At 64.9% G+C, this 24197-nt stretch carries 25 protein-coding genes and 3 pseudogenes; 16 read left to right on the forward strand and 12 right to left on the reverse strand.

Translation table 11 applies throughout. The features are described 5' to 3' along the window. Nucleotides 1–262: pseudogene (locus tag BI344_RS07985) on the forward strand (methyl-accepting chemotaxis protein); the annotation flags it as partial. A 91-nt stretch (nt 263–353) separates the two neighbouring features. Here the strand turns inward: BI344_RS07985 and BI344_RS07990 are convergent. From BI344_RS07990 to hcnA, 7 genes are all read right to left on the reverse strand, one after another. Further along, nucleotides 354–1358 (reverse strand): ABC transporter ATP-binding protein, encoded by a 1005-nt coding sequence (locus BI344_RS07990; RefSeq protein ID WP_071112443.1) that lies wholly within the window; start codon nt 1356–1358, stop codon nt 354–356. A 20-nt stretch (nt 1359–1378) separates the two neighbouring features. Then, nucleotides 1379–2179 (reverse strand): ABC transporter permease, encoded by an 801-nt coding sequence (locus BI344_RS07995; protein WP_071112444.1) that lies wholly within the window; start codon nt 2177–2179, stop codon nt 1379–1381. Beyond that, nucleotides 2176–3063: an ABC transporter permease gene (locus BI344_RS08000; RefSeq protein WP_241499285.1), complete on the reverse strand. Its 888-nt coding sequence runs from the start codon at nt 3061–3063 to the stop codon at nt 2176–2178. The genes BI344_RS07995 and BI344_RS08000 overlap by 4 nt, the downstream gene beginning before the upstream one ends. A gap of 90 nt (nt 3064–3153) precedes the next feature. After that, nucleotides 3154–4251, reverse strand: coding sequence for an ABC transporter substrate-binding protein (locus BI344_RS08005; protein WP_241499287.1), 1098 nt, complete (start codon nt 4249–4251; stop codon nt 3154–3156). A gap of 170 nt (nt 4252–4421) precedes the next feature. Beyond that, nucleotides 4422–5678, reverse strand: a complete 1257-nt coding sequence (hcnC, locus tag BI344_RS08010; RefSeq protein ID WP_071112447.1) for a cyanide-forming glycine dehydrogenase subunit HcnC — start codon at nt 5676–5678, stop codon at nt 4422–4424. 1 nt (nt 5679) lies between these two features. Continuing rightward, complete coding sequence (locus BI344_RS08015; protein ID WP_071112448.1) at nt 5680–7086, reverse strand: FAD/NAD(P)-dependent oxidoreductase; 1407 nt, start codon at nt 7084–7086, stop codon at nt 5680–5682. Beyond that, a complete protein-coding gene (gene hcnA / locus BI344_RS08020; protein ID WP_071112449.1) occupies nt 7083–7394 on the reverse strand; it encodes a cyanide-forming glycine dehydrogenase subunit HcnA in 312 nt (103 codons plus the stop codon). The genes BI344_RS08015 and hcnA overlap by 4 nt, the downstream gene beginning before the upstream one ends. Before the next feature lie 534 nt (nt 7395–7928). Between hcnA and BI344_RS08025 the strand changes: the two genes are divergently transcribed. The 11 genes from BI344_RS08025 to BI344_RS08075 all read left to right on the forward strand — a co-directional run bounded on the left by BI344_RS08025 (nt 7929) and on the right by BI344_RS08075 (nt 15999). Next, the gene (locus tag BI344_RS08025) at nt 7929–8447 is read left to right on the forward strand and encodes a hypothetical protein (protein WP_083338879.1); all 519 of its coding nucleotides are present in this window, start codon (nt 7929–7931) and stop codon (nt 8445–8447) included. Between the two features lie 37 nt (nt 8448–8484). Then, a complete protein-coding gene (locus BI344_RS08030; RefSeq protein WP_083338880.1) occupies nt 8485–8988 on the forward strand; it encodes a hypothetical protein in 504 nt (167 codons plus the stop codon). An 85-nt stretch (nt 8989–9073) separates the two neighbouring features. Next, nucleotides 9074–10069, forward strand: a complete 996-nt coding sequence (locus tag BI344_RS08035; RefSeq protein WP_071112450.1) for an asparaginase — start codon at nt 9074–9076, stop codon at nt 10067–10069. 607 nt (nt 10070–10676) lie between these two features. Further along, the gene (locus BI344_RS08040) at nt 10677–11228 is read left to right on the forward strand and encodes an AAA family ATPase (protein WP_071112451.1); all 552 of its coding nucleotides are present in this window, start codon (nt 10677–10679) and stop codon (nt 11226–11228) included. Between the two features lie 205 nt (nt 11229–11433). Further along, nucleotides 11434–11649: an RNA-binding S4 domain-containing protein gene (locus BI344_RS08045; RefSeq protein ID WP_071112452.1), complete on the forward strand. Its 216-nt coding sequence runs from the start codon at nt 11434–11436 to the stop codon at nt 11647–11649. 1 nt (nt 11650) lies between these two features. Next, complete coding sequence (locus BI344_RS08050) at nt 11651–11848, forward strand: oxidoreductase-like domain-containing protein (RefSeq protein ID WP_071112453.1); 198 nt, start codon at nt 11651–11653, stop codon at nt 11846–11848. Beyond that, nucleotides 11835–12692: a 3',5'-nucleoside bisphosphate phosphatase gene (locus BI344_RS08055; protein ID WP_071112454.1), complete on the forward strand. Its 858-nt coding sequence runs from the start codon at nt 11835–11837 to the stop codon at nt 12690–12692. The genes BI344_RS08050 and BI344_RS08055 overlap by 14 nt, the downstream gene beginning before the upstream one ends. Nucleotides 12693–12705: 13 nt before the next feature. Next, nucleotides 12706–13329, forward strand: coding sequence for an L-threonylcarbamoyladenylate synthase (locus tag BI344_RS08060; protein WP_071112455.1), 624 nt, complete (start codon nt 12706–12708; stop codon nt 13327–13329). A gap of 25 nt (nt 13330–13354) precedes the next feature. Beyond that, entirely contained in the window at nt 13355–13999 is a 645-nt protein-coding gene (locus BI344_RS08065; RefSeq protein WP_071112456.1) for a site-2 protease family protein, read from the forward strand. Nucleotides 14000–14082: 83 nt separating this feature from the next. Further along, nucleotides 14083–14724 carry a site-2 protease family protein gene (locus BI344_RS08070; RefSeq protein WP_071112457.1) on the forward strand — a complete coding sequence of 214 codons (642 nt, stop codon included), beginning with the start codon at nt 14083–14085 and terminating at the stop codon, nt 14722–14724. A gap of 78 nt (nt 14725–14802) precedes the next feature. Next, on the forward strand, nt 14803–15999 hold the full coding sequence (locus BI344_RS08075) for a tryptophan--tRNA ligase (protein WP_071112458.1): 1197 nt from the start codon (nt 14803–14805) through the stop codon (nt 15997–15999). 46 nt (nt 16000–16045) lie between these two features. Here the strand turns inward: BI344_RS08075 and BI344_RS26090 are convergent. From BI344_RS26090 to flgA, 5 genes and pseudogenes are all read right to left on the reverse strand, one after another. Then, nucleotides 16046–16387: pseudogene (locus BI344_RS26090) on the reverse strand (methyl-accepting chemotaxis protein); the annotation flags it as partial. A gap of 213 nt (nt 16388–16600) precedes the next feature. Beyond that, nucleotides 16601–17515, reverse strand: a pseudogene (locus tag BI344_RS26095) (PAS domain-containing protein); the annotation flags it as partial. Between the two features lie 33 nt (nt 17516–17548). Next, entirely contained in the window at nt 17549–20137 is a 2589-nt protein-coding gene (locus tag BI344_RS08085; protein WP_071112460.1) for a TonB-dependent receptor plug domain-containing protein, read from the reverse strand. A 266-nt stretch (nt 20138–20403) separates the two neighbouring features. Further along, on the reverse strand, nt 20404–20652 hold the full coding sequence (locus BI344_RS08090; RefSeq protein WP_071112461.1) for a hypothetical protein: 249 nt from the start codon (nt 20650–20652) through the stop codon (nt 20404–20406). A 58-nt stretch (nt 20653–20710) separates the two neighbouring features. After that, nucleotides 20711–21412 (reverse strand): flagellar basal body P-ring formation chaperone FlgA, encoded by a 702-nt coding sequence (gene flgA / locus BI344_RS08095; protein WP_071112462.1) that lies wholly within the window; start codon nt 21410–21412, stop codon nt 20711–20713. Between the two features lie 130 nt (nt 21413–21542). Between flgA and flgB the strand changes: the two genes are divergently transcribed. From flgB to BI344_RS08115, 4 genes are read left to right on the forward strand one after another with little or no spacing between them, the layout of a single operon-like run. Next, complete coding sequence (flgB, locus tag BI344_RS08100; RefSeq protein ID WP_275638016.1) at nt 21543–21893, forward strand: flagellar basal body rod protein FlgB; 351 nt, start codon at nt 21543–21545, stop codon at nt 21891–21893. A 6-nt stretch (nt 21894–21899) separates the two neighbouring features. Further along, nucleotides 21900–22304 (forward strand): flagellar basal body rod protein FlgC, encoded by a 405-nt coding sequence (gene flgC, locus BI344_RS08105; RefSeq protein ID WP_071112464.1) that lies wholly within the window; start codon nt 21900–21902, stop codon nt 22302–22304. Beyond that, complete coding sequence (locus tag BI344_RS08110; protein WP_083338881.1) at nt 22301–22993, forward strand: flagellar hook capping FlgD N-terminal domain-containing protein; 693 nt, start codon at nt 22301–22303, stop codon at nt 22991–22993. Before flgC ends, BI344_RS08110 begins: the two co-directional genes overlap by 4 nt. A gap of 20 nt (nt 22994–23013) precedes the next feature. Further along, nucleotides 23014–24195 (forward strand): flagellar hook protein FlgE, encoded by a 1182-nt coding sequence (locus BI344_RS08115; protein ID WP_071112465.1) that lies wholly within the window; start codon nt 23014–23016, stop codon nt 24193–24195. Nucleotides 24196–24197: the final 2 nt, after the last annotated feature.

The raw sequence follows: 24197 nt of genomic DNA on the forward strand, positions 1-24197 counted from the left end.
CGGCCAGCAGCTGAGCGACATCGTCGAATCCAGCCGCCGCACGCTGGAGCTGGTGCGGGGCATCTCGCAGGAGGCCACCACCCAGGCGCACCGGGTGGGCGGCATCAACGAGGCGATGCAGCGCGTCAATCAGTTGTCGCAGGGCAATGCCGCCGCCAGCGAGCAATTGTCGGCGGCGGCGCAGGAGGTGGCGATGCGGGCCGACAGCCTGCGCCGGCAGATGCAGTACTTCCAGCAAGGGCCGGATGGCAGGCAGGCCTAGCCTGCGCGGCGCCGCATGATGCGGCCCGGATGTAAAAATCCCGACCGGCCGAGCGCGGTCGGGATGGCATCTGCGGCGGTTTGGCCCGCGCTCAGCGCACTTCGCGCAAGTCGTCGCGGGAGATTTGCAGCCGCACCTGGGTGCCGCTGGACAGCAGGTCGCCGGCGTTGCGGTTGAGCCGGTCCACCTGCAGCATGGTGCCGCCGGCGTCCACCTGGTAGCGGATGATGCTGCCCAGCAACTGGTGTTGGCGGATCACCGCCGGCAGCGTGTCTTCGCCGCCGTGCTCATGCCCCACCAGCTGGATGGATTCGGGGCGTATCGCCAGGTGGCCCTGGATTTCCAGACCCAGCAGCGCATGGCTCTGCTGCGCGGACAGCAGGTTGTAGTTGCCCATGAAGCGGGCGACGAACTCGGTGGCCGGCTGGGTGTAGATGGTTTCCGCCGCCCCCTCCTGCTCCACCTTGCCCTGGTTCATCACGAAGATGCGGTCGGACATGGTCAGCGCCTCTTCCTGATCGTGAGTGACGAAGATGGTGGTCAGGCCCAAGCGGCGCTGGATGTCGCGGATCTGCTCGCGCAGGTTTCTGCGGATGCGGGCGTCCAGCGCCGACAGCGGCTCGTCCAGCAGCAGGATGCGCGGCTCCACCACCAGCGCGCGCGCCAGGGCGACGCGCTGGCGTTGGCCGCCGGACAATTGGTGCGGGTAGTGGCGCTCGCGGCCGTTCAATTCCACCAGCGCGATCACTTCCGCCACCTTGCGGCGGATCTCGTCGGCCGAGCGCTTCTGCATTTTCAGACCGAAGGCGATATTGGCCGCCACGTCCATATTGGGGAACAGCGCGTAACTCTGGAACACCATGCCGATGCCGCGCTTTTGCGGCGACAGCCGGGTGATGTCCTCGCCCTGCAGGGTAATGCTGCCGCCGCTCGGGCTTTCGAAGCCGGCGATCATGCGCAGCACGGTGGTCTTGCCGCAGCCGGACGGGCCGAGGAAGGTGACGAACTCGCCGGCCTCCACCCGCATGTTGAAATCGTGTACCACGGCCTGCTGGCCGAATTGCTTGTTCAGATGCTTGATCTGCAGATATGCCATGATGGTTCCGTAGCGGGAGCTTAGTGTTGGTCGGCCGCCAGGGCGGCGCGGTTGCGGCTGACCACCTGCATCAGGCCCATCGCCGCCCAGGTGACCAGGAAGGCGATGATGGCCAGCGCGGCCGGCTCGTAGGCGCGGTTGGCGCCGATCAGCTGCAGATAGGGGCCGAAGGCCGGGCGCGCCAGCAGGCTGGCCAGCGTGAACTCGCCGATGACGATGGCGAAGGTCAGGAAGGCGCCGGACAGGATGGCGGTTTTCAGATTGGGGAAGATCACCAGGCGCAAGATGTCGAACCAGCCGCTGCCCAGGCTTTGCGCCGCCTCGGTCAGCGAGCGCACGTCTATCGCCGCGAGGCCGGTGTCTACCGAGCGGTACAGATAGGGCATGGCCAGCGTCACGTAGCCGAACACCAGCAACAGGTCGGTGCCGCGCTCGTTGCCGGTCAGCGGCAGCCAGCCGCCGCTGCCGTAGAGGCGCAGGTAGCCGAACACCAGCACGATGGCCGGGATCACCAGCGGGAGCAGGGTGATGAACTCGATCAGCGGGCGCAGCCTGGGCAGCTTGAGCTGGACCCAGAACGCCGTGGGCACCACCAGCAGGATGCCGACCAGGATGGTCAGCAGCGCCAGCACGGCGGAATAGCCGAAGCTCTGCTGGAAGCCGGGGTCGGTCAGCACCACCTTGTAGGCTTCGAAGCTGTAGCCCTCGCGGCGCATCTTCAGGCTGAATTCAAAAGTGGCCAGCAGCGGCAGCAGGAAGTAGCCGCCTCCCAGCAGGATGGCGATCCAGGCGCCCAGGCGCGAAGTAGCGGTGGTTTTCATGCGGACTCCCGGTGGCTGCGCTTGCGCAGCCAGATGTAGCCGGCATTGGCGCTGCCGGTGATCAGAACCATGCCCAAAGCCAGCGCGTAACCCAGGTTCTGGTCGTGCAGCACGTCGCCGTGGATCTGGGCGTACAGCAGGATGGTGACGATGTTGAGAGAGCTGCCGGTCAGCGCGTAGGCGGTGGCCACCGCGCCGAAGGCGTTGGCGAACAGTAGCAGCGCCGCGCCCACCAGGCTGGGCCATAGCACCGGCAGCGCGATGTGGCGCCAGTAGGCCAGCGGCGAGCCGCCCAGGCTTTCGCAGGCTTCGCGCCATTCGTCTTTCAGGCCCTCCACCGCCGGGGCGATGATCAGCACCATCAGCGGAATCTGGAAGTACAGATAGGTGAGGGTGAGGCCGGCGAAGCTGAGGATGGTGAAGCCGCTGCCGTACAGGTCGAAGTCCAGATATTTGCGCAGCAGCATGGTGACCAGACCCATCCGGCCCAGCGTGGACAGGAAGGCGAAGGCCAGCGGGATGCCGGCGAAGTTGGACGCCACCCCGGAAAAGGTGGTCAGCGTCGGGCGGATCCAGCCGGGCAGGCCGCCGCGGATGGCCGCCAGCGCCAGCAGCAGACCCAGCGCGGTGCCGAGCGCGGCGGAGGCGGCGCTGATCTCGAGGCTGATGCGGTAGGCGCTGAGGATATTGGGCTCGAACAGGCGGATGATGTTGCCCAGCGTGAAGTTGCCTTGCGCGTCCTGGAAGGCACCCACCATCAGCATGGCGGTGGGCAGGATCAGGAACAACAGCGCGAACAGCAGGAAGGGCGCCACGCCCAGCCAGGACAGGATGGCGCTGCGTTGCGGCTTATTGCTGGAGAGGCTGGTGCGGGGAGGGGACATGGTGTCGGATGATGCGGCCATCGATGTGTTTTCTCTTGCCAGGTAAAAGGGCCGCCTTCGGCGGCCCGATACGATGCTGCTGGATCAGGCTTACTTGACGCTGCTTCCCACCACGCTGTCCCACTGCTTGGTGATGCCGGCCTTGTAGCTTTCCTGCTGCTCTATGGTGGGGAACACCGCTTTCTTGTAGGCGGCGGCGTCCGGCAGCTTGCTCATCAGATCAGCCGGAATCTTCTTCTTGGCGGTCAGGTCGTTGAAGCGGATCGGATGGCAATAGCCCTTCAGCCAGGCCACTTGGCCTTCGTCGGAGTACAGGTATTCCATCCACAGCTTGGCGGCGTTGGGGTGCGGTGCGTAGGCGTTGATGCCTTGCGCGTAGACGCCGGCCACCACGCCGGTCTTCGGCACGATCACTTCAACCTTGGGGTTGCCCTTCAGGGTGTCGCGGTCGGCCAGCGCGTTGTAGTCCCAGCGCACGATGATGGGGGTGGTGCCCTGGGCCAGCGAGGCGGCCTTGCCGATCACCGGCACGAAGTTGCCGTTCTTGTTCAATTGCGAGAAGAACTTCAGGCCGGCGTCGGCGGACTTGTTCACGTCGCCCTTGGCCTGCGACAGGCCGGCGGCGAATACGCCCTGGATGGCCTGGTTAGCGGCGCGCGGGTCGCCGGCCAGCGCCACGGCGTTCTTGAATTCGGGCTTCAAGAGGTCGGCCCAGTCGGCCGGAGCCTTGCTGATCAGGTCCTTGTTGACCTGGAAGGTCAGCACGCCGTAGTAGTCGCCATACCAGTAGCCTTCCTTGTCCTTGGCGTTGTCGGGGATGGATTTCCAGGTGGATACCTTGTAAGGCTGCAGCAGGCCCTGGGCCTTTGCCTGCGGGCCGAAGGACAGGCCGACGTCGATCACATCCGGCGTTTGCGGGCCCTTGTTGTTCTTGTTGGCCTTGATGGCCTCTAGCTCGTCGGCGGAGCCGGCGTCCGGGTTCAGTTCGTTCACCTTGATGCCGTATTTGGCCTTGAAGCCGGCGATCACGTTGCCGTAGCCGCACCAGTCGTGCGGCAGGCCGATCACGGTCAGTTCGCCTTCCTTCTTGGCGGCCTGCACCAGCGCGGCCAGATTGTCCGCCAAAGCGGAGTTGGCGATCATGCTCAGCGCGCCGACTACGGCGGCGTAACCCAGTTTGTTCTTCATCATTGCTCCCCTTCATTGGCCATTGGCTTATCAAAACTTATGCGATGGTATGAGGGATTGATGACAAATACACGTCAGTAATATGACAAAATGGTTTCAGTGCTGGACAAGTGGCGGCGAGTCGGAAGAAAAAGCCGCCGCGGCGCCAGGCCGCGGCGGCCGGAGCGGGCTCAGGCGTGGGCCGGTTCGAGCGGCGCCTCCGCGTTCTGGCGGTCGAAGCGGCTGGCCAGGAAAGGGCGGATGTCCAGCGGCAATGCCTCGTGGTGAGCCAGCTTGTCCAGCAGCACGCCGGTGATGGCCGAGGTGAGGATGCCGGTGCGGAAGTGGCCGCAAGCGTTCAGATAGCCTTCCACGCCGTCCACCGGCCCCAATATCGGCAACTCGTCCGGCGTGCCGGGGCGCAGGCCGGCCCAGCAGCGCTTGATGTTGATGTTCTTCAGTTCCGGCAGGCAGCGCACCGCGCCCTGCACCAGGCCGTTGATCTCGGGATAAGTGGTGCTTATGTCGTATCCCTTGTCCTCGGTGGTGCTGCCGATCAGGATTTCGCCGTTGTCCTTCTGCGCGATGTAGCAGTCGCTGGTGGTGATGCAGCCGCGCAAGAGCTTGGGCATTTTCTCCGACAACACGATCTGGCCTTTCACCGGCTTCACCGGGATGGACGTGCCGGTGGCCCACTGGCACAGCTCGTCCGCCCATGAGCCGCCGGCGTTGATCAGCGTGCCGCAAGAAAATTCGCCGGCCTCGGCGGTGCGCACGCCGACGACGCGGCTGCCCTGGCGGAGCACGCCGGTGACGTTGGTGTTGAAGTAGATGTCCACGCCGTTCTGCCGCGCCGCCTCGGTGTAGGCGTCGGTCAGGCGGAAGGGGCTGACTTGGTGGTCGCACAGGAATTCCAGCGCGCCTTGGGCGCTGTGGCTGATATAGGGCTCGTTCTCGCGCAGCTGCGCCTGGTCCAGCCAGCGCACCTGGCTGGAAAGGTGGGGAATCTGCGCGGCGATATGCTCGGCGTACAGTTGGTCTTCCTCGTCGTAGATGACGAACTTCAGTCCGGTCTCCTCGAACTTGAAGTCCATTCCATGCTTGGCCAGCAGCTCCTGGTGCAGCGCAGGATACAGCGCGTTGGAGGCCAGCGCGAAGTCGAAGAAGCTTTGCGGCAGGATGTGCGGCGCGCTGGCGCTGACCGTCACGGCCGAGCCGGCGGCCTCGCGCTTGTGTTTGGCGGAGGTCATGCGGAAGAAGATCACGCCGCAGCCCAGGCCGACTGATTCGCCTATCGCCCACAGGCCGCCGGCCGAGGCGCGCGAGGCGTTGCCCGGCCGTTTGGCGTCTATCAGGGCGATTTTCAGGTTGCCGCGTTTGGACAGCTGGTAGGCGCAGGAGGCGCCGATGACGCCGCCGCCGGCGATCACGATATCGTACTGCTTCATGTCAAACCTCTTCCGTCTGTTGGGTGGCCATGGACTGGAAAGCCGAGAACGGCAGCGGGTCCAGCGGGAAGCGCGGCCGGATCCAGCCCACGTCCTTCTTGCCGGTGTGTTCGCGCAGCCTGTCGCTGCAATAGCCGACGCACATCTTGCCCTGGCAGTCGCCCATGCTGACGCGGGTGCGCATCTTCAGGCTGATCAGGTCGTTCACGCCTTGCTCCAGCGCGTTATCTATGTCCTGGCGGGTGGCGTGCTCGCAACGGCAGATCACCGTGTCCGGCCGGGGCAGCGCCAACTGGCCGGCGCCGCGGCGGGTGAAGCGGTCTATGCCGACGCGGAAGCGCAGGATCGCTGCCAACTGGTCCAGGCAGGCGCGGCGCTGCTGCATGGCTTGCTGTTCGCTGAGGATGTGGCGCTGCCAAAGAATGGACAGCGCGGCGATGCGGCCGGACAGCATCGCCGCCTCGCCGCCCCTCAGGCCGCCGATGTCGCCGGCCAAGTGGATGTGAGGCTGGCTGCTGCGTTGCCAGTCGTCGTTGACCGGCTTGAGGAAGCCATCGTCGTGGTACTGGTGCTCCAGGCCCATCTGCTGGGTCAACTGGGTGCGCGGGATGAAGCCGTAACCCACGGCCAGGGTCTGCGCCGGCAGGCGGCGCTGCTGCGACAGGTCGGCGTTCCAGTCGGCGTCATAGGGCGCGACGGTGATTTCTTGCAGCTCGGCCGAGCCGCTGCCCTCTACGATGCCCCAGCCGTAATGCAGCGGGATGCCGTGGCGCTTCAGGTAAGCCACCATGCTCAGGCCGTCCAGGAACAACTGCGGCTGGTTGAGCAGGACGATGGCCTCCTTGGCCAGCCGGCCGAAGGCGCAGGCTTCATAGACGCCGGCGATTTCGGCGCCGGCGCGGTGCAACTGGCAGGCCACCAGCGGCAGCAGCGGGCCGGTGCCTGCCAGCGCGGTGCGGCCCAACGGCTTGACCACGCCGCTCTTGATTTGCAGCTGCAGGCCGCCCAGCATGATCACGCCGGGCAGGGTCCAGCCGGGGAAGGGCACGCTGCGTTCGTGGCATCCCGCGGAGAGCAGCAGCTGCGAGTAGGGTACCGGTTGTACCCACTCATCCGGCGAGAGGGCGAACAATTGGCCGCCGTCGCCGCCGACGACGCGGGTGTTCAGGCGGATGTCGATCTGCGGGCGGAATTGTTCGAACTCGCGGTGCAGCGCCTGCATATTGTCGCGGTAGCGCTCTCCCAGATAATCCAGCACCACGCCCTGGCGCAGCGGGCCGCGGTAGACCACCCCGCCCAAGCGGGAGGCCTCGTCCAGCAGGATGCTGTGCACGCCATGGCGCGCCAGCTCCATCGCAGCGGACATGCCGGCCGGGCCGCCGCCGACGATTACCGGTTTGCCGTTCATTTCAGGCCCTCCGTGTTCAGGCGGTTGCCGGCGGTTTCCACCCGCATGCCGGGCTGCACCACGGTCTGGCAGGCGCGGCGCTTGTGGCGGCCGTCGATGCGCACCTGGCAGCAATGGCAGACGCCCATGCCGCAGTAGGAGCCGGCAATCTGCTGGTTGTCGTTGCGGCTGAGCTGGCGCAGGCCGACAGCGTTCAGCACGCTGAGCACGGTTTCGCCGGCTGCGGCGGCAACCGGCTGGTTGTTGACGTGTATGGTCAATGTCTGGCCCTGCAGGGCCTGAATGTCGTGATTGCGGTGTAAGGACATGAAGCACCTTGCTGAATGATTGGTCTGGCAGGTTGTTCGCTTTTTACTGAATGGGAAGGCCCGCCAGCTTCCTCCCGCATCCAGTATTTCCGCAGCAACCTAGGGTCAGAAACCGTTGCGGTTAGCTGCTGAAAGCCTATGGTCTTATGTTTTTATAACAATAATGCTTTTAGCATGTGGACAATGTGGTTTGTTTAATAAAAGTCAACTTTTAGATTTAATTCCTAAAAAAGTGACAGGCAGACAGACTGTCTGTCACTTTTCCGCACTGGAATCATCGCATGGCAGATATTCTGGTTTCTTAATGAAAACTCACAAAGTAAGCCGCAGAGAAAATCTTTAACTAAAACGGATATGTTTTATGCCCCTGGCGGCTACAAATGCTTACATGCGGAAACCTAAATCCTGCTGAAGACGGACCGGCTCGGTGTAATGCTGTCGTCAGGCCCGGGTGGATGCCGGGACAGAATTGCCGCCGCGCAGCCATAGCCGGGAAGGCCGTGGCATGGCGAAGAATCGTTGAGGAGAAAAGGAATGAAATTGAAAAATGCTGGCATCAAGTGGCTGGGGCCGCTGATCGCCGCCGCCAGCCTGAGCGCCTGCGTGGTGACGCCGCCGCGCGCCCAGGTGGCGTATCAGCCGGCGACGGTGCGGCTAGAAATGCCGCGCGACTGGCGCCCAGCCGAGCATCCATATTACCTGCATGCAATGAGCGATCTGCGCCAGGCCAGGGCCTATCTGGCGCGGCAGGATTATCCGCAAATCATGGAGGACGAGCGCCACGCGGTGGCCGAGATCGACGCCGCGCTGGGTGAGATGCAGCGTGCGGCTTTCGAAGACGGCAAGCAGCCCTGGCGCTACGAGCAGCCCGACGCGCGCCTGAGTCCCACCGACCGTTTCCACAAGGCGCTGGAATTGCTTGGCTCGGCTCGCCGCGACGCCAGCCATCAAGAGGACGACCCGTGGGTGCGCGATCTGCAGCACCGCATCCTGCACCATGTCGATGCCGCGCACCATGCGGTACAGCAGGCCATCGACGACGCTTTGCGCTGAGCGCAAGCCCGATACCCGGTCTTACAAGGAGAGCAAGATGAAATTGTCCGGAATACTGATGATGTTGATGGTGGCCGCGGCCGGCAATGCGGTTCTGAGCAGCCAGGCTTTGGCCGACGGCTGGCGCGATGGCGATGCCTGGACCTGGCAGCAGCACCAGTGGCATCCCGAGGAGCACCCCTACTATCTGCACGCAATGACCGATCTGCGCACCGCGCGCGATCTGCTGGCCCGTCCGGACTATCCGCGGGTGATGAATGACGAGCGCCATGCGGTGGACGAGATCAACAAGGCCTTGCGCAAGATGCGCGACGCCGCCATCGACGACGGCAAGAACGTGGATGACCGCATGCCGCCGGACGCGCGCTGGAGGCCGGAAGATCGCTTCCACCAGGCCAAGGTGCTGCTGGACAAGGCCCGCCAGGACGCTACCCATCATGAAGACGACCCCTACCTGCGCTCCTTGCAGCGTGACATCGTCCATCACATAGACGAGGCGCGGCGCGCCATCGACTACGCGGTGTCCGACGCGCTGCGCTGAGTCCCGGCCGGCCGCCGGCATGTGACGGCAGATTGGGCTTGCGTTACCATCGGGCGGATAATAAAGCCTGATGGAGTATTCTAAAATGAGCCGAATTCTGGCGCTCTACACCGGCGGTACCATAGGCATGGACCACACTCCGGAAGGCCTGGCGCCCGTGCCAGGCCTGCTGCCGCGCCTGCTGCAGCGTTTCGCCCGCCCGGGCCTGGAGTTCGACATTGTCGAATTCGAGCATCTGATAGATTCCTCCTCCCTCGCTCCCCGGCAGTGGAACCAGATCATCGATGCCCTTGCCGCGCGCTACGACGCCTATGACGGCTTCGTCGTGATTCATGGCACCGATACCATGGCTTATACCGCCAGTGTGCTGGCCTTCGCCTTGCAAGGCTGGAAGAAGCCGGTGGTGCTGACCGGCGCCCAACTGCCGCTGGTGCATCCGCGTTCCGACGGCTGGGCCAATCTGGCCGATGCGCTGGAGGCGGCCTGCCAGCCGGATCTGCATGAAGTGGCGGTGGCTTTCGACCGGCTGCTGCTGCGCGGTTGCCGCGCGCGCAAGCTGGACGTGGAGCGCTTCGCTGGTTTCGCCAGCCCCAACGACCAGCCATTGGCCGAGTTCGCCATCCATGCCCATTGGCATCGCCAGCGCTGGTTGCCAGGCGAAGGAGAGCGGCGCGAGCTGCGAGTGGATGAAAATCTGAAGCTGGCGGCGCTGATGCTGACGCCGGGCCATGGCGGCGCGCTGGCTGGCCAGATTCTGCAGCAAGGCGGCCTGGATGGCGCCATCCTGCTCGCTTACGGCAGCGGCAATGCGCCCGCCGATCCCGCCTTATTGGCTGGCATCAAGGCGATGGCCGAACGCGGCTGCCCGGTGCTGACCCTGACCCAGGTGGTGCGGGGCGGCGTGGAGGTGGGGGCTTATGCCGCCAGCCAGCCGCTGGCGCGCGCCGGTGCGCTGCCCGGCGCCGACCTGACGCCGGAGGCGGCGCTGGCCAAGCTGCAGGTGCTGCTGTCCGCCGGACATGCGCCGGCGGAACTGGCCCTCAGGCTGCGGAGGCCGCTGCGCGGCGAGATGAGCGCCTGACGCCTGACCATGCTTCAGCAGGGTTGCCTAAAAAATGGGCAGCCCTTTTTTATCTTCAGGCTTCAACGACTTGGCGGGCTTTTCCACAGCGCGTCCACATGGCTTTGCACTGCTGGTGTGGGGAAAGGCGAAGGTTCTCGCGCCGATGGCGCGGGGGTGGTTTGCCGCGTGGCGATTAAAAAATAGGCGGAGGGCGGGAGTCGGCGTCAAATCAGCCACTTGCCCCGTTTGTCCACATGTCGCGCACAGGATTGTGTACCGCAAGTGGGGATTCCGCCGGCTGCGGGCATGGTCGATTCCGCTTAAAAAACAGGCAGTGCTGTTTTGCGCTTGCAGTTCAGTGGTTTGCCTCACCTATCCACAATGCGCCCACACGGCTTTGCACCGGCATTGGGGAAAAAGTTCCCGCTTGCTTAAAAAACAGTCAGCGCGGCGAATGGCCTGATAGTTCAATGGCTTGTCTGGCTTGTCCACAGTCAGCTCACAGCCCTGTCCCCGCAAGCTGTGAAAATCCGGGAAAGCTGGGCGCGCCGGGGTATAATGGCCGGCTCGGTTCCGGTGACTGCTGGCGGCGTCTGCCGGCGGCCGCGGACAGGATGTGTGGAAGATGCGGCAGAGTCAGGTCGGCGGGCCGATCCGGGTGGCGATAGTCGGCCCGGAGTCCAGCGGCAAGAGCACGCTGGCTGAGGCGTGGGCCGAGCGTTTGAGGCGGGAAGGCCGGCGCGCCGCCTGGGTGGCGGAATACTCGCGTGCCTATTATGCCGATCGGCCTTATATTTCCAGCATGGCGGACATTGAGGCGATAGCCGCGGGCCAGTTGACGGCGGAGGCGCGGGCAGCCTGCGGCGCCGACATCCTGTTGTGCGACACCACCGTGCTTACCTGCAAGATCTGGGCGGAAGTGGCTTTCGGCCGGGCATCTCCCGCGTTGCTGCGGCTGTACCGGCCGCAGGATTACGCGCTTACCTTGCTGACCCGGCCGGACATGCCGTGGCAAGCCGATCCGCTGCGCAGCCATCCCACCCAGCGCGACTGGCTGCTGGATCTGCACCGGCGGGAATTGGCCGACATGGGGATCGCCGCCGTCGAACTGGCGGGCGGACCGGAGGAAAGGCTGGAGCGGGCGGGGCAGGCACTTTTGCCGCTGCTGGCTGCCTAAAAAATAAGCGAATGAAAAAGCGGTTGTGGAATCAGCGGTTTGCCGCGCTTGTCCACAACGACTCCACAGCCTTGTCCGTCGGCGGCGTGGATAGCCGGCAAGAGCTGCCTAAAAAATGGGCGACGAAAAAAAGATCAGACAGATTAAGGGCTTGGCGGCCTTGTCCACAGGCCGCTCACAAGCCTGTCCAGAATAGGTGTGCAAAATGAAAGAAACGTTCCGGCTCAACAGCGAATACATCGCCTTGTGCGATCTGCTCAAGGCCTGCAATGTCTGCCAGTCCGGCGGCGAGGCCAAGCACTTCATCGCCGAGGGCAATGTGCAGGTGGATGGCGCGCAGGAACTGCGCAAGACCTGCAAGATCCGCGCCGGCCAGCAGGTGAGCGGCGATGGTTTCCATATCCAGGTCGAGGCCGTCTGAGATGGATGACGCAACGGACGCCATGCCGGAGCCGCCGTTCGAGGTGGACGACGACATGTGCTGCGGCAGCGGCTGCGATCCGTGCATCCTGGATATTTACCAGCAGGAGTTGCGCGAATACCGCACGCGGCTGGCCGCCTGGCGGCAGCGCGAGGCGCTGCGGCGGGCTCAGGCAGGAGAGGCTGATGGCCGGCATTGATCTGCATTTTCATTCCCGCGTCTCGGACGGCGCGCTGTCGCCCACCGAGGTGATAGACCGCGCCGCCGCGCGCGCGCCCAGCCTGCTGGCGCTGACCGATCACGACTGCACCGCCGGTCTGGCCGAGGCGGCGGCGGCGGCGGCGGGGCACGGCATCGATTTCCTCAACGGCGTCGAGGTGTCGGTCACCTGGGGTCGGCATACCGTCCACATCGTCGGACTGGGCATAGACCCCGGTTTTCCGCCCTTGGCCGCCGGTCTGCAGCGCATCCGCGACGGCCGGGTGGAGCGGGCGCGGCAGATGGGCGAGTCGTTGGCGGCCGCCGGCATCGCCGGAGCCTTCGAAGGCGCGATGCGCTGGTGCGACAATCCGGACATGATAGGCCGCACCCATTTCGCCCGCCATCTGGTGGACTCGGGCGCGGTCAAGGATGTGCGCACCGTGTTCCGCAAATTCCTGACGCCGGGCAAGCCCGGCTACGTCGCCCACGACTGGGCCGGCCTGGAGGATGCGGTGGGCTGGATCACCGGCGCCGGCGGCATGGCGGTGATCGCCCATCCCGGCCGTTACGACATGGGTCGCACGCTGATCGAGCGGCTGATCCTGGACTTCAAGGCGGCGGGCGGAGAAGGAGTCGAGGTGGCCTGCGGCAGCCACAGCCTGGACGACATGCACAAATTCGCGCTGCACGCCGAACGGCACCAGTTGTATGCCAGCAGCGGCAGCGACTTCCACGCGCCGGGAGAAGGCGGGCGCGACGTCGGCTACACCGAAGCGCTGCCGCCGCTGTGCCGGCCCGTCTGGCAGGCGCTGAGCGCGCGCATCATCAGGCCGGCGGCCTGACAAGGACACCATCATGGCCCAGTTTTTCGTGATCCATCCTGACAATCCGCAGGCGCGGCTGATCCGCGAGGCGGTGAAAATCCTGCGCGAGGGAGGGGTGATCGCCTACCCCACCGACTCCTGTTACGCGCTGGGCTGCGCGCTGGGCGACAAGGCGGCGATGGAGCGCATCCTGCAGATCCGCGGCCTGGATCTGAAGCAGCGCCTGATGACGCTGGTCTGCCACGACCTGTCCGAACTGGCCAATTACGCCCGGGTGGACAACAGCCAGTTCCGCCTGCTCAAGAGCGCGACGCCCGGCAGCTACACCTTCATCCTGCAGGCCAGCCGCGAAGTGCCGCGCCGCACCCTGCACCCCAAGCGCTCCACCATAGGCCTGAGGGTGCCGGACCACAAGGTGGCGCTGGCCTTGCTGGAAGATCTGGGCGAACCGATATTGTCCTGTACCCTGATGCTGCCGGGCGATGCCGAGCCGCTGTCCGACCCCTATGAAATCCGCGAGCGGTTGGAGCATCTGGTGGACGCGGTGATAGACGGCGGCTGGTGCGGAACCGAGCCCACCACCGTCATCGACATGACCGACGGCGTGGAACTGGTGCGCCAGGGAAAGGGCGCGCTGGCGCCCTTCGGTCTTTGATTCATTCTTCAATCTTCGGAAAACTATGCAGTCACTTTCATTGATTCAGCAACTGGCGATCTCCATCCTGCCCATCCTTTTCGCCATCACCGTGCCGGCCGGCGCGCAGGCCTATATGGCCGACCACCTGGGCGACCGCACCGCCTTCATGACCGGCCGCCGCACTTTCAGCCCGCTGGCGCACATCGATCCGGTGGGCTCCATCCTGCTGCCGCTGGTGGGCGTGGCGCTGGGCGGCTTCATCATCGGCTGGCCCAAGTCGCTGCAGCTCAACGCCGGCGCCATGCGCAAGCCGCGCACCGCATTGGCCAAGGTGGCACTGGTGACACCGCTGGCCAATCTGGCGATGGCGCTGTTGTGGGCGGTGCTGATCCTGGCGTCCAGCCATGTGCCCGACTATTTTGGCGAGCCGCTGGCGCTGATGGCGCTGGTGGGCGTCAAGATCAACGTGGCGCTGATGATCTTCACCCTGATTCCGCTGCCGCCGCTGCCGGGCGGGGTGATTCTGCAGGCGCTGCTGCCGCAGCGCGCCGCCTGGCAATTTTCCAAGGTCGAGCCCTACAGCTTCTGGATACTGCTGCTGCTGATGTTCAGCGGCATCCTGGGCAAGGTGCTGCTGCCGCTGGTTCAGCTGATTTTCCAGTTGATCGTGGGGGTGGTGGCATTCTGAGCGGCGGCTGACCGGCCGCTCGGGTTGGTCAAACTGCCGGCGCGCCGTCATTTCGACGGCGGGCGGCAAGGAGAGGAGAGCCCATGGTCGATTTCAACCAGCTGGTCCAGCAGATAGCCATCTATGCCTTGCCGGTGCTGTTCGCTATCACGCTGCATGAGGCGGCGCACGCTTACGCGGCGCGCCGCTTCGGCGACAACACCGCCTACATGCTGGGGCGGATGACGCTCAATCCGCTCAAGCACATCGACCCGGTCGGCACCGTGCTGCTGCCGTTGCTGTCGCTGATGATGGGCGGCTTTATCTTCGGCTGGGCCAAGCCGGTGCCGGTGAATTTCAGCGCGCTGCGCAAGCCGCGCCAGCACAGCCGCTGGGTGGCCGCAGCCGGGCCGCTGGCCAACTTCGCCATGGTATTCCTGTGGGTGGGCCTGCTGAAGCTGGCGCTGTACAGCCACACCGCCTACAGCGAGCCGCTGCTGTTGATGAGCAAGGCCGGCATAGCCATCAACATCTCGCTGATGCTGCTCAACCTGCTGCCCATCCTGCCGCTGGACGGCGGCCGCATCGTCGAGAGCCTGCTGCCGCCCGGCTGGGCCTGGCGGTATGCGCAGACCGAGCGCTACGGCATGTGGGTTCTGCTGTTGCTGCTGGCCACCGGCAAGCTCGGGATCATCCTGCAGCCGTTTTACGGCTTGATGTATGATTTGATCCGAATGTTTTTCTAAAACCTTCCGCGGGGCCAGTCCTGCCGCCGGGCGATGCTGGCGGTTTTGCGCGCCCCGCGCCAATGAGAGCAAAATAGTATGTTCGCCAACCGCATTCTTTCCGGCATGCGCCCCACCGGCAGCCTGCACCTTGGCCACTACCACGGCGTGATCAAGAACTGGGTGGAGTTGCAGCACAGTCACGAATGCTTCTTCATGGTGGCCGACTGGCACGCGCTGACCACCAACTTCGACGACGTCTCCATCATCGGCAAGTCCATCAATGAAATGGTGATCGACTGGCTAGCCTCCGGCGTCGATCCGGAAAAATCCACCATTTTCGTGCAGTCGCGCGTGCCGCAGCACGCCGAGCTGCATCTGGCGCTGTCGATGGTGACGCCGCTGGGCTGGCTGGAGCGGGTGCCCACCTATAAAGACCAGATGGAGAAGCTCAGCCACAAGGATCTGACCACCTACGGCTTCCTGGGCTATCCCTTGCTGCAGGCCGCGGACATCCTGGTGTACAAGGCCGGTCTGGTGCCGGTGGGCGAAGACCAGGTGCCGCACATCGAGCTGACCCGCGAAGTGGCTCGCCGCTTCAACCACATGTTCGGCCGCGAGCCCAATTTCGAGGAGCTGGCGCGCGCGGCGGCGAAGAAAATAGGCAAGGCCGGCAAAGAGTTCGACCGGTTGCGCACCGCCTATCTGCAGGACGGCAACGCGGAGGCGCTGGAAGCGGCGCGCGCGATCCTGGCCGCCAGCCAGAATCTGGGCGGCGCCGACCGCGAGCGTCTGGCGGGATGGCTGGAGAACAAGGGCAAGACCATCCTGCCGGAGTGCGAGGCCAAGCTGACCGCCGCCTCCAAGATGCCCGGCCTCGACGGCCAGAAGATGTCCAAGTCCTACGGCAACACCATCACCATGCGCGAGGCGCCGGAGACGGTGAGCAAGAAGATCCGCGGCATGCCGACCGACCCGGCGCGGGTGCGCCGCACCGATCCGGGCACCCCGAGCCGTTGCCCTGTTTGGCAGCTGCACGAGGTGTACAGCAACGATGAGACCAAGGCATGGGTCAAGGCGGGCTGTACCAGCGCCGGCATCGGCTGCCTGGACTGCAAGCAGCCGGTGATAGACGCCGTGGTGCGCGAGCAGCAGCCGATGTTCGAGCGCGCCGAGAAATATCTGGCCAATCCCGGACTGGTGGCGGAGATACTTGCCGACGGCAACGCCCGCGCCGAGAAAGTGGCGCGCGCGACCATGTGCGACGTGCGCGAGGCGCTGGGCCTGGGCCGCTAGGCCGGCATCGAGGCGGCGCCTGGCCGGGAGGCTGGGCTGCCGCCGCTCAACTTTGCTGCAGCAGCTCCGAGACTTCCCGCACCACTTGCACCACGTCGCGGGCGCCGCTGCGGATTTCGGAAATCGCGCCGCGCGCCTGATCCGCCAGTTGCAGGCTGCTGTGGGTCAGCGTCTGCATCTGCCCCATGGCTTCGATCGCCGAGCGCGAGTCATCCTGAATGCTCTTGACGATGCCGGAGATCTGGCCGGTGGACTGGCTGGTACGCTCCGCCAGCTTTCTCACCTCGTCGGCCACCACCGCGAAGCCGCGGCCGGTTTCGCCGGCGCGGGCAGCCTCGATGGCGGCGTTCAAGGCCAGCAGGTTGGTCTGGTCGGCGATGTCGCTGATGGTGTTGACGATGGAGCCGATCTGGCTGGAGCTGTTGCCCAGTTTGGACAGGATGGTGGACGAGTTCTCCACGCTGTCGGCCACCCGGCTGATTTCGGTGGTGGCCTGCTCCAGCACGCTGCTGCCCTGGATCGACAGCTGTTCGGTGTTTTCCGAGGCCTGCACCGCGGATTGGGCGTTTTCCGCCTGTTGTTGCAGCCGCTGCATTTGTTCGCTGATGTCGGTGGCGAATTTCACCACCCGCACCGGCCGGCCGGTGGGGTCCAGCACCGGATTGTAGGTGGCTTGCAGCCAGATCAGTTGGCCGTTCTTGTCGATGCGGCGGAACTGGCCTTGCAGGAAGCGCCCCTGCCTGAGCTGTTTCCACAGCTCGGCGTATTCCGGGCTGTGCGCATAGGCGGCTTCGCAAAGCATCTGGTGGTGCTTGCCTATGACCTCGTTCTTGCCGTAGCCGAACACTTGCAGGAAGTTGTCGTTGGCGTCGAGGATATTGCCCTGCAGGTCGAATTCGATCCGCGCCATCGACTGGTCTATCGCGGTGCGCAAAGCCTTGCTGTCCTGTTCCGCCTCGACTTGGCGGGTGATGTCGGTGGCGACCTTGATCACGCCGGTCACTTTGCCGGACGCGTCCATGATCGGCGAGTAGTTCGCCTCCAGCCAGACCTCGCTGGCGTCTTTGCGCAGGCGCAGGAAGCGGCCGGATTGGAATTCGCCGCGAGCAAGCTGCTGCCAGAAGTTGTGGTAGGCCGGGCTGTTGGCGTAGCTGGAGGGGCAGAAGATGCGGTGATGCTGGCCGACGATCTCTTCGCTGCGGTAGCCCATGGTCTGCAGGAAACTGGCATTGGCGTGGATGATGGTGCCCGAACTGGAAAATTCGATGAGCGCCATCGAACGCTCGATGGCGCTCAGCATATTGCGCGCTTTGTCCAGCTCCTGCCTAGTCTGTTCAAGGTTCTGGCTGAGTTTGCGGTTGAAAAAGGCCATGGAGAATATCCTTGTCGCGAGCTGTTGTTGACGAAACCATAATCGAAGCAACTGACTTTTACAGACTAATTCAGCATAAGTAAATTTACGGATTATTTTCCACTGATATTGCGTAAGAACGACGAACGGCGACCATGCGTGCATGGTCGCCGTTTTTCTTGCCGGGACGGGAGGGGATCAGTCCAGCTTGTATTGCACGCCCAGCGTGAAGGTGCGTCCGGTGGGGTCGTACTGGCTGGAGTCGTAATAGATTCCGGCATGCGAATCCCAAGGCGACCGGCGGTTGGCCAGATTCTGCACGGCGGCGGTCAGCGTGACGCGTTTGACGCCCTTGTAGCTGGCGCTAAGGTTGAAGGTGTTGGAGCTGCCCACCCGGCTCTGGTCGTCCGCGCCGCTGCTGAAGGCCTGGGTGTAGCCGTCAGTGTGGAACCAGGTCAGGGTGGACGACCAGTCGTGATTGTCCCAGCTGGCCGACGTCTGGCCTTTCCAGCGCGGCAGCGCGCCCAGCAGGTTGCTGCCGGCGCCTTCCTGCAGCGCGCCGCCCTGTTGCAGCGGCTGGCGGAAGGACAGCAGGCGGCTCCACTGCGCGGCCAGTGTCAGCCGGCCGCCGGCCAGCTTCCAGCTTTGCCTCAGGTCCAGGTCGAAGCCCGAGGTTTCGCGGTTCCCCAGGTTGGTGAACTGCTGGGTGATGGTCTGCAGCCGGCCCTGGCTGTCGCGTACGACTTGGCCGGGGTAGGCGCCGGGGTTGCGCACCAGATTGTCGACGTCTTCCAGGCCAATCACGTCTTTCTGGCGGATCCGGTAATAGTCGATGGCGATGCTGCTGTCCGCGGTCGGCGACAGCACCAGGCCCAGGTTGGCGTTGGTGGAGTGTTCCGGCTTGATGGCTGGATTGGCCACCACCAGGTGGGTGTAGCCTATGCTCTGGTTGGGGGTGATCGGATCGTAAGGGTCCTGCACGCTGCCGTAGCTGACCGCGGTGCTGTGGGTGATTTCCGGCAGCGACGGCGCGCGGAAGCCTTTGGACAGCGAGCCGCGCAGGGTCAGGCTTTGCAGCGGCTGATAGCGCAGCCCCAGCTTGGGCGAGAAGGCGCTGCCGAAGTCGCTGTAGTGGTCGGCGCGGGCGGCGGCGCTCAGGCTGAGGCTTTTCAGCAGCGGCACGCTCAGCTCGGAGTAGGCGGCCTGCACGTTGCGGGCGCCGTTGATCAGGTCCAGCGCCGGGCGCAATTCGGTGCCGCTGGTCACTGCGGCCGAGGTGCCGGCGTTCATCATCTCGCGCCGCAGCTGGTAGCCGGCGGCGAAGCCCAGCGGTCCAGCCGGCAACTGCGCCAGCTCGGTGCTGGCGGTGGCGTCGAAACTGGCGGTGCGGTACCAGGCCGGCCGCAGGGTGTTGATCAGCAGGCTGTCCTTCGTCGCCGCGCTGTTCTGCGCCGGATCGATGAAGTTGTAGCCGCCGCTGGCCAGCAGCTTCTCATAGGCGTAGCGGTTGACGAAGTTGTACGCGTACTCGCGCAGCCGGCTGTCGGAATACAGGCCCGACACGTCCCAGTCCCATTTGTCGCCGCTGCCTTTCACTCCCGCCAGCAGGCGGCGGAACGACACGCTGTCGGTCTTGTCGCGTTGGCCCAGGTCGAACAGGGTGGCGCTGATCGGAGTGGGGCCGGCGTTGGGATTGCTGGGGTTGCCGGCCGGCAGCACATTGCTGATGGACGTCAGCGATTGGGTGGCGGCGTTCCAGGCGCGCAGCGAGCTGGTGACGGACAGCGGCGGCCCGAAGATCTGGTTGCTGTGGCTGGCGCCGTATAGGAATTCGGCATAAGCCTCGGTGACGGCGTCCAGCCGGTAGCTGCCATGCAGCGCGGCATGGTAGCGCTCTATGCCCGGCATCAGCGTGGTGTATTGCGCCGGATTGTAGGCCCATACCCGGCCGCTCTTGCCGGGGTTCAGCGCACCGTAGTCGGTGTCCTGCAGCGGGCCGATGGCGTTGGGAAAGCGCTGGACCGGGTTGCCGTTGTAGTAGTTGGTGACGTTGCGCACCAGCGATCCGCCCGGTTGGCCGCGGAAGTCGTTGTCCTTCAGCCAGGAAACGTCGGTCTGGTCCAGCCGGTCGCGCTTTTGCGCGTCGAAGGAGAACCAGAGGTTGTAGCCGTCCTGGCCCAGATCGCCCTTGCCGGCCAGCAGATTGAACTGGCGTTCGTTCTGGCCGGTGCTGGCGTCGCGGCTGACGCTGGCGCCCAGCTCGGCGCCCTGATAGTCGGAGTAGAGGATGATGTTGACCACGCCGGCGATGGCGTCCGAGCCGTAGATGGCGGATGCGCCGTCCTTGAGGATTTCTATCCGCTTCACCGCCTTGAGCGGCAGCGAGTTCAGGTCGACGAAGGTTTCCTGCAATTCCTGAGCGGTGGCGTAGTTGGACACCCGCTTGCCGTTGACCAGAATCAGCGTGTTGCGCTGGCCCAGGCCGCGCAGCGAGATGCCGGCGGTGCCGGCGGAGAAGCTGCCGGTGTACTGCTCGTTGAAGCTGTTGCCGCTGTTCACCGCCAGCGAGCGCAGCACGTCGGGCAGACTGCTCTTGCCGCTGGCGGCGATGTCGGCGGCGCTGATCACCTGCACCGGATTGGTCTTGGCCTTCGAGCTGGCGCGGATATTGGAGCCGGTGACGGTGACGCGCTCCAGCGAATTGTCCTGGGAGGTGGCGTCGGAGGCGAGGGTGGCGAAAGGCAAAGCGGCGCCCAGCCCGGCCAGCAGCAGGGTGTGTTTCATCATGGAAAAAGCTTTCTTTGTTATTCGGGAAAGGCGGTCCTGCCCGGATTGCGCGGATAAATCAGCCGGGCAGCCGGGAACAGTGGCGAGGCGGGGAGTGGTGGCGGAGTGTGGCTGGCATCATCTTTCTGGATACAAAATACATAATGGAATATGCAAAATGTATCGACATTGACGATCGTTGTGAAATGAAAGATTCGGATTAGCTAATTCCCGGAGAGGGGAATTGCGCGCCGGCGGCAACGGCCGCCAGCTGGCGCGTGGGGGGCTTATTGTCCGGGGCGCAGCGCCTGCATCTGTTGGCGCTGGGTTTCCATGCAGCTCTTGAGCGCCTGCGGCGTCTGCGCCGCCTGGATGCAGCTTTGGCTGGTCTGCAGAATCTGGATGCGCTGGGCGTGCTCCTGTAGCAGCTTGGCCTTCATTTCGCCGAAGCGGGCCTGGCCGTGCGGGGCGGAGGCGCCGGGCGCGGCGCAGGCCAGCATCGGGGCGAGCAGCAGGACGACGGGCAGAATCTTCATGGTCTCTCCTTTGCGGTAGGCGTCTTCCGGAGATATACACCATGACCTGGCCGCGCGCTCAGTCCATGGCCTCCACCTCGCCGTCGGCGCCGACGCGGGCGCTGATCACTTTGCCGCTGGCGACGTTGCGCACCCGGATCACCTCGCCTTTGCGGCCGTTGGCCAGCGCCTCGCCGGCGTTGCTGACCTCTATGCCGTCCTGGCGGGCGACGATGCGCACTTCGCCGCCGCGCTTCACCAGCAGCGGCGCCTGCAGCTGCTTGCGGCGCAGCAGTTGGCCCTGGCTGAGGGCCGCGCGCGCCGCCAGGCCGAGCGGCGGGCTGGATGCACCGAACAGGTCGGCCGGCTCGCTGACCGGACGCTGGCTCCAGGCGATGTCCTCTTTCTGCAGCGGCGCGCCGGCGGGCAGGTCGCGCGCGGCGCTGGCCACCCTGGCGTTGACGCTGGCGCGGACGATGTAGTCGCCGCTCCAGTCCTTGTCCGGACAGCCGACGCTGAAGCGCATGCGGCTGAAGGCGCGGCTGTCCGTTGCCTCCACCCGCCAGGCTTGGACGCAGGCCGGCAGATCGCGCGGCGGCAGCAGTTGCAGGCGGATGTCGGCCTGGCCCAGCCCGGCGTCGGACAGCCGTTGTTGGATCAGCTGGACGGCGTGCTGCCGGACGGCTTGTTCGGCGGAGTTGCCGGCCTGAACGGGCAGGGAGAGCAGCAGGCCGAGCAGCGGCCATGCCTGTGTGTATCGTGGTTTCGTGAATTTTGCCATTACAAACCGCGTGGTAATTGTTGCGTATACGATGCCGGGCTCGCTTATTAGTATCGCTTTCCAATAGAAAGGCTATTTCTAGTCAATAGCTTGAACATGGTAGTGAACTGATAGGGTCAAGGCAATGGGCATGCATCTGGACAAGGCCCTGAGCGTCCACCCCGAGGCCTTGCGGCTGCGGGCGGAGCGGACCCGGGTGCTGGCGTCGAATCTCGCCAACGAGAACACCCCGGGTTATCAGGCGCGTGACATCGATTTCAAGGCGGCGCTGGCATCGTCAGGCGCCGATTCTTCCATGGCGCTGGATGACGGCGGCGGCGATTTGATGTACCGGCTGCCGAACCATCCCTCGCGCGACGGCAACACCGTCGAGCTGGGCGTTGAGCAGGCCGAGTTCTCGCAGAACGTTTCCGAATTCCAGACCAGCCTCACCTTCATCAATATGAAGCTGCATGGCTTGGCCAAAGTCATCGCGGGGTAAGCAAGCATGTCATTCCGGGATATCTCGCGCATCGCCGGCTCGGCGATGACCGCGCAGACCGTGCGTCTCAACACGGTGGCCAGCAATCTGGCCAACGCCGACACCGCCGCCGGCACCGAACAGGCGGCCTATCACGGCCGCAAGCCGGTATTCAGCAGCCAGATGCAGGGCGAGGGCATGGGCGTGCAGGTGCTGGACGTGGTGCAGAACCAAGAGCCGGTGCGCAAGGCGCACGAGCCGGGCAATCCGCTGGCCGACGCCAGCGGCAATGTTTTCTACAGCAATGTCAACGCGGTGGAAGAGATGACCGACATGCTGTCGGCCAGCCGCGCTTTCCAGACCAACGTCGAGGTGCTGTCCAAAGTGAAAAGCATGCAGCAGGACCTGCTGAAGCTGGGAGACAACGCATGAGCGTGGATCAGGCGCAATCGAAGCCGTTCGCCGCGGGCGGCAACGGCCAGCAAGCGGGCGGGCAGGGTGTGGCTCCGGCCGCCGGCCAGAGCGGCGGCGGCAACGACATGTTCATGACGCTGCTGCTGGCGCAAATCCGCAACCAGAGTCCGCTGGACCCGGCCGATCCGTCGCAGTTCGTCAGCCAGCTGGCGCAGATGAGCCAGATGCAGTCCACCCAGGGCATGCTGAGCCAGTTGCAGAGCCAGGGCGCGATGCTGCGCGAGCTGCAGGGCGTGGCGCTAGGCGCGCAGGTGGGCAAGAACATGCTGGTGCAGACCGACCGCATCCGCAGCGACGGCCAGGGCAGTCTGTCCGGCCGCGTCACCCTATCTGGCGCCGAGGAGCACGCCACGCTGACGCTGACCGACGCCGCCGGCAAGCGCACCCTGGTCGATCTGGGCAAGCGCGCCGCCGGCGCGTCCGATTTCAGCGTCAAGCTGGCCGACTACGGCCTTGTCGCCGGGGACTACCAGGTGGAACTCTCCACCGCGTCGAAAAAGGCCGGCCTGCTGGAGTTGCAGGCCGCGGTCAGCGGCGTGCGCCTGCCGGTCAACGGCGGCGAGCCGACCATCACGCTGGCAGGCCTGGGCGACTTTCCGTCCTCTTCCATATCCGCCTTGCTGGGCAAGCCCGGCAGTTCCGCTTAAAGCCCGTTCCGGAGACCACCATGAGTTTTGAAATCGCTCTGTCAGGCATCAACGCCGTCAACAACCAGCTGGGCAGCATCAGCGACAACATCTCCAACTCCGGCACCTACGGCTTCAAGTCCGGCCGGGTCACCTTCGCCTCTGCCTACGCCGGCAGCCAGGCGATGGGCGTCAACGCCAACGCCAACAACCAGAACATCGGCCGCAGCGGCGGCGTGGTGTCCACCGGGCGCGCGCTGGACGCCGCCATCGACGGCCGCGGCTTCTTCGTGTCCAAGAGCGTCGCCGGCGCGATGACCTACAGCCGGGTCGGCATCTTCAACACCGACAAGGACGGCTATCTGGTGGACAACTACGGCGGCCGCATGCAGGGCTATGCCAAGTCCGACGCCGGCGCGCTGGGCGCGATCGGCGACATCCAGATCCCTACCGGCAACATCCCGGCCAAGCCCAGCGACTCGCTGCAGTACACCGGCAACATGTCCTCCGGCTGGGCGGTGCAGACCATCCCGTTCGACAAGGGCACCAATCAGAGCTTCAACTATTCCAACGTGTCCAACGTCTACGACTCGCTGGGCAACAAGCACAACCTGACGCAGTACTTCTGCAAGACCGCGGACAGCACCGTCACCGTGCACTACGTGCTGGACGGCAATCCGCTGGCCACCACCACCGACCTCAAGTTCGACACCAACGGCAAGCTGACCGCGCCGGCGGCGACCGTAGCCCTGAATCTGGGCTCTCCGGCCGGAGCTTCCCCGCTGAGCGTGGCGGTGGACTATACCGGCACCACCCAGTTCGCCGGCGAGGCCAGCACCAGCCGCAGCGCCAGCAATGGCTACGCGCCGGGCGCGCGCACCGGCGTCAGCCTGGGCGAGAACGGCGAAGTGATCGTCAGCTACAGCAATGACCAGAAGATGACGGTGGCGCAGCTGGCCATCGCCAATTTCGCCAACGAGAACGCGCTGACCGCCGGCTCGCAGACCAGTTGGCAGGAGTCGGCCGGCTCCGGCGCGCCGCTGTTCTCCACCGCCGGCAGCAGCATGGCCGGCAAGCTGGCCACCGGCTCGCTGGAGCAGTCCAATGTCGACGTCACCGCCGAACTGGTCAGCCTAATGACCGCGCAGCGCAACTACCAGGCCAACACCAAGGTGATCTCGGCGGAAAACCAGGCGATGCAAGCGCTGATGCAGGCGGTGTAAGG

Source organism: Chromobacterium sphagni, from assembly GCF_001855555.1.
Lineage (GTDB): Bacteria > Pseudomonadota > Gammaproteobacteria > Burkholderiales > Chromobacteriaceae > Chromobacterium > Chromobacterium sphagni.

What these genes read in the sequence shown, in the direction of transcription:
- BI344_RS08025 (WP_083338879.1), top strand. Translation starts at nt 7,929, where the DNA reads ATGAAATTGAAAAATGCTGGCATCAAGTGGCTGGGGCCGCTGATCGCC.
- BI344_RS08000 (WP_241499285.1), bottom strand. Translation starts at nt 3,063, where the DNA reads ATGTCCCCTCCCCGCACCAGCCTCTCCAGCAATAAGCCGCAACGCAGC.
- BI344_RS08040 (WP_071112451.1), top strand. Translation starts at nt 10,677, where the DNA reads ATGCGGCAGAGTCAGGTCGGCGGGCCGATCCGGGTGGCGATAGTCGGC.
- BI344_RS07990 (WP_071112443.1), bottom strand. Translation starts at nt 1,358, where the DNA reads ATGGCATATCTGCAGATCAAGCATCTGAACAAGCAATTCGGCCAGCAG.
- BI344_RS07995 (WP_071112444.1), bottom strand. Translation starts at nt 2,179, where the DNA reads ATGAAAACCACCGCTACTTCGCGCCTGGGCGCCTGGATCGCCATCCTG.
- BI344_RS08005 (WP_241499287.1), bottom strand. Translation starts at nt 4,251, where the DNA reads ATGAAGAACAAACTGGGTTACGCCGCCGTAGTCGGCGCGCTGAGCATG.
- BI344_RS08115 (WP_071112465.1), top strand. Translation starts at nt 23,014, where the DNA reads ATGAGTTTTGAAATCGCTCTGTCAGGCATCAACGCCGTCAACAACCAG.
- BI344_RS08045 (WP_071112452.1), top strand. Translation starts at nt 11,434, where the DNA reads ATGAAAGAAACGTTCCGGCTCAACAGCGAATACATCGCCTTGTGCGAT.
- BI344_RS08085 (WP_071112460.1), bottom strand. Translation starts at nt 20,137, where the DNA reads ATGATGAAACACACCCTGCTGCTGGCCGGGCTGGGCGCCGCTTTGCCT.
- BI344_RS08035 (WP_071112450.1), top strand. Translation starts at nt 9,074, where the DNA reads ATGAGCCGAATTCTGGCGCTCTACACCGGCGGTACCATAGGCATGGAC.
- flgA (WP_071112462.1), bottom strand. Translation starts at nt 21,412, where the DNA reads ATGGCAAAATTCACGAAACCACGATACACACAGGCATGGCCGCTGCTC.
- flgB (WP_275638016.1), top strand. Translation starts at nt 21,543, where the DNA reads ATGCATCTGGACAAGGCCCTGAGCGTCCACCCCGAGGCCTTGCGGCTG.
- BI344_RS08050 (WP_071112453.1), top strand. Translation starts at nt 11,651, where the DNA reads ATGGATGACGCAACGGACGCCATGCCGGAGCCGCCGTTCGAGGTGGAC.
- BI344_RS08075 (WP_071112458.1), top strand. Translation starts at nt 14,803, where the DNA reads ATGTTCGCCAACCGCATTCTTTCCGGCATGCGCCCCACCGGCAGCCTG.
- hcnA (WP_071112449.1), bottom strand. Translation starts at nt 7,394, where the DNA reads ATGTCCTTACACCGCAATCACGACATTCAGGCCCTGCAGGGCCAGACA.
- BI344_RS08110 (WP_083338881.1), top strand. Translation starts at nt 22,301, where the DNA reads ATGAGCGTGGATCAGGCGCAATCGAAGCCGTTCGCCGCGGGCGGCAAC.
- BI344_RS08070 (WP_071112457.1), top strand. Translation starts at nt 14,083, where the DNA reads ATGGTCGATTTCAACCAGCTGGTCCAGCAGATAGCCATCTATGCCTTG.
- BI344_RS08055 (WP_071112454.1), top strand. Translation starts at nt 11,835, where the DNA reads ATGGCCGGCATTGATCTGCATTTTCATTCCCGCGTCTCGGACGGCGCG.
- hcnC (WP_071112447.1), bottom strand. Translation starts at nt 5,678, where the DNA reads ATGAAGCAGTACGATATCGTGATCGCCGGCGGCGGCGTCATCGGCGCC.
- BI344_RS08015 (WP_071112448.1), bottom strand. Translation starts at nt 7,086, where the DNA reads ATGAACGGCAAACCGGTAATCGTCGGCGGCGGCCCGGCCGGCATGTCC.
- flgC (WP_071112464.1), top strand. Translation starts at nt 21,900, where the DNA reads ATGTCATTCCGGGATATCTCGCGCATCGCCGGCTCGGCGATGACCGCG.
- BI344_RS08065 (WP_071112456.1), top strand. Translation starts at nt 13,355, where the DNA reads ATGCAGTCACTTTCATTGATTCAGCAACTGGCGATCTCCATCCTGCCC.
- BI344_RS08090 (WP_071112461.1), bottom strand. Translation starts at nt 20,652, where the DNA reads ATGAAGATTCTGCCCGTCGTCCTGCTGCTCGCCCCGATGCTGGCCTGC.
- BI344_RS08060 (WP_071112455.1), top strand. Translation starts at nt 12,706, where the DNA reads ATGGCCCAGTTTTTCGTGATCCATCCTGACAATCCGCAGGCGCGGCTG.
- BI344_RS08030 (WP_083338880.1), top strand. Translation starts at nt 8,485, where the DNA reads ATGAAATTGTCCGGAATACTGATGATGTTGATGGTGGCCGCGGCCGGC.